Below are 2,283 nucleotides of genomic sequence, written 5' to 3' on the forward strand. Positions count from 1 at the left end.
GGTTCGGCACGGGGCGTCGGCGCCTTTGCCATCGCCGATTGCGCCACCGAGATCGAGCACCGGCCGGAAGACGGCCAGACGCTCAAACGGCTTGGCATGCTGATCGACGAAGTGCGCGATTTCATCGCCGCCATCAACCGCTGAATCCGCGCTGAACCCGATTTGCGGAAAAACGTCATCGGGCGGCGCTTTCATGCGGCAGTTGACTTGTCAGCCGGAGTGATTATCTCGGCTGGAACTCCCTTCAGGTGACAAATGACCAAGCTGACTTTCATTGCCCATGACGGCACGCATTTCGACATGGACGCCGAGAACGGCTCTACGGTCATGGAGAACGCGATCCGCAACGCCGTGCCCGGGATCGAAGCCGAATGCGGCGGCGCCTGCGCCTGTGCCACCTGTCACGTCTATGTCGACGAAGCCTGGACGGCTGAAGTCGGCGAGCCGGAAGCGATGGAAGAGGACATGCTGGACTTCGCTTACGACGTCCAGCCTAACTCACGGCTGTCGTGCCAGATCAAGGTGCGAGACGCGCTCGACGGTCTCATTGTGCGGGTGCCTGCCCGTCAGGGATAAGCGCAGTATCTTTGCCAACTGATTTTTCCCGCTGCGGCTTGGCAGCGGAGCGATGGTCATGCAGTGTCCTGCTGTTTCACTACAGCGCCGCGCGTCCTCTTGGACGCGCAAAGGACGCTGTAGCACTTTTATTTGCGCATGATCCTTTCCGAAAATCGATCCGATTTTCGGGGTCATGCGCAGCGAGGCACAGGCATGACCGACATTATCAGGACAGACGTGCTTATTGTCGGGGCAGGACCGGTTGGCCTGTTTGCCGTGTTCGAGCTCGGCCTGTTCGACATGAAATGCCACCTGATCGACATTCTCGATCGGCCGGGCGGCCAGTGCGCGGAGCTCTATCCGGAAAAGCCGATCTACGACATTCCAGGCTGGCCTTCGATCTCGGCGCAGGGGCTGGTCGACAAATTGCTCGAGCAGATCGCGCCGTTCAAGCCTGATTTCAGCTACAACCGAATGGTTTCCAGCCTGGAAAAACTGGAGGACGGCAGTTTTCGCGTCACCACCGACGAAAACGAGGTGTTCGAGGCCAAGGTGGTGGTGATTGCCGCCGGCGGCGGCTCCTTCCAGCCCAAGCGTCCGCCGATCCCCGGCATAGAGCCCTATGAAGGCAAGAGTGTCTTCTATTCGGTGCGCCGGATGGAGGATTTTCGCGGCCATGACCTCGTTATTGTCGGCGGCGGCGACTCGGCGCTGAACCTGCAGCCGGTGGCAAAGAGCGTGACGCTGGTGCACCGGCGGCCCGAGTTCCGTGCCGCCCCCGACAGCGTCAACAAGATGTATGCCATGCAGGAGATGAGGCAGCTGGAGTTCCAGGTCGGGCAGGTGACCGGATTGACCGGTGCCGACGGCCAACTGTCATCGGCCACCATCAAGGGACCTGACGGCGATGTCGAGGTGCCTTGCACGCGCATGCTGCCGTTCTTCGGCCTGACCATGAAGCTCGGACCGATCGCGGAGTGGGGTCTCAACCTTCACGAGAACCTTATTCCGGTCGATACCGAGAAGTTCCAGACATCGGTGCCCGGTATCTTCGCGATCGGCGACATCAACTGGTATCCGGGCAAGCTGAAGCTGATCCTGTCTGGCTTCCACGAAGTGGCGCTGATGGCGCAGGCCGCCAAGCGCATCATCAGCCCCGGCGAGCGCATCGTTTTCCAGTACACGACCTCATCGACCAGCCTGCAGAAGAAGCTCGGCGTCTCCGGCTGAAGCTTACTCGGCGAGGATGGGCGCCGCATTGTCGGCGTAACCGCGAAGCTCCTTTTCGGGCATCAGCGTCAGCGTGATCAGCCCCAGCAGCAATGTAACGGCGGCGACGGCAAAGATCATCACGAACGGCTCGACCGTCGCGCTATGGCCCACGATCCGCACGCCTTCACCGGCAAATGGCAAGCCGTAGCCCAGAGCGACCGCGCCGAGCATCGCGACACCAAGCGCACTGCCAAGCGAACGCAGGAATGTCAGCACGCCCGTCGCGACGCCAAGATGCACGCGATCGACGGCGTTCTGGACCGACACGGTGGTGACCGGAAACGTCGTTCCGGTTCCAAACCCGATGCAGATCGTCAAGACCTCTACCTCCAGCAGCGTTGCATATCCTGCGACGACGGCCAGCAGGCAGAGGCACAGCATGCTGAAGACGACGCCCACCATCGCGATGCGCTTGTAGTGGGTAAAATGCGGTATCATACGCCCGCTGAATGC

2 protein-coding genes and 2 pseudogenes are annotated in these 2,283 nt (G+C 61.0%); 3 read left to right on the forward strand and 1 reads right to left on the reverse strand.

What is annotated here, in order from left to right:
• From EOC06_RS45060 to EOC06_RS36190, 3 genes and pseudogenes are all read left to right on the forward strand, one after another.
• A pseudogene (locus EOC06_RS45060) lies at positions 1-144 on the forward strand (histidine kinase); the annotation flags it as partial.
• A 111-nt stretch (positions 145-255) separates the two neighbouring features.
• Positions 256-576 (forward strand): 2Fe-2S iron-sulfur cluster-binding protein, encoded by a 321-nt coding sequence (locus EOC06_RS36185; protein WP_056582251.1) that lies wholly within the window; start codon positions 256-258, stop codon positions 574-576.
• A gap of 195 nt (positions 577-771) precedes the next feature.
• Positions 772-1,788 carry an NAD(P)/FAD-dependent oxidoreductase gene (locus tag EOC06_RS36190; protein ID WP_128310044.1) on the forward strand — a complete coding sequence of 339 codons (1,017 nt, stop codon included), beginning with the start codon at positions 772-774 and terminating at the stop codon, positions 1,786-1,788.
• Between the two features lie 3 nt (positions 1,789-1,791).
• Here the strand turns inward: EOC06_RS36190 and EOC06_RS36195 are convergent.
• A pseudogene (locus EOC06_RS36195) lies at positions 1,792-2,283 on the reverse strand (MFS transporter); the annotation flags it as partial.

The sequence above is a fragment of the Mesorhizobium sp. M7A.F.Ca.MR.362.00.0.0 genome, assembly GCF_004023175.1.
Classification (GTDB): Bacteria; Pseudomonadota; Alphaproteobacteria; order Rhizobiales; family Rhizobiaceae; genus Mesorhizobium.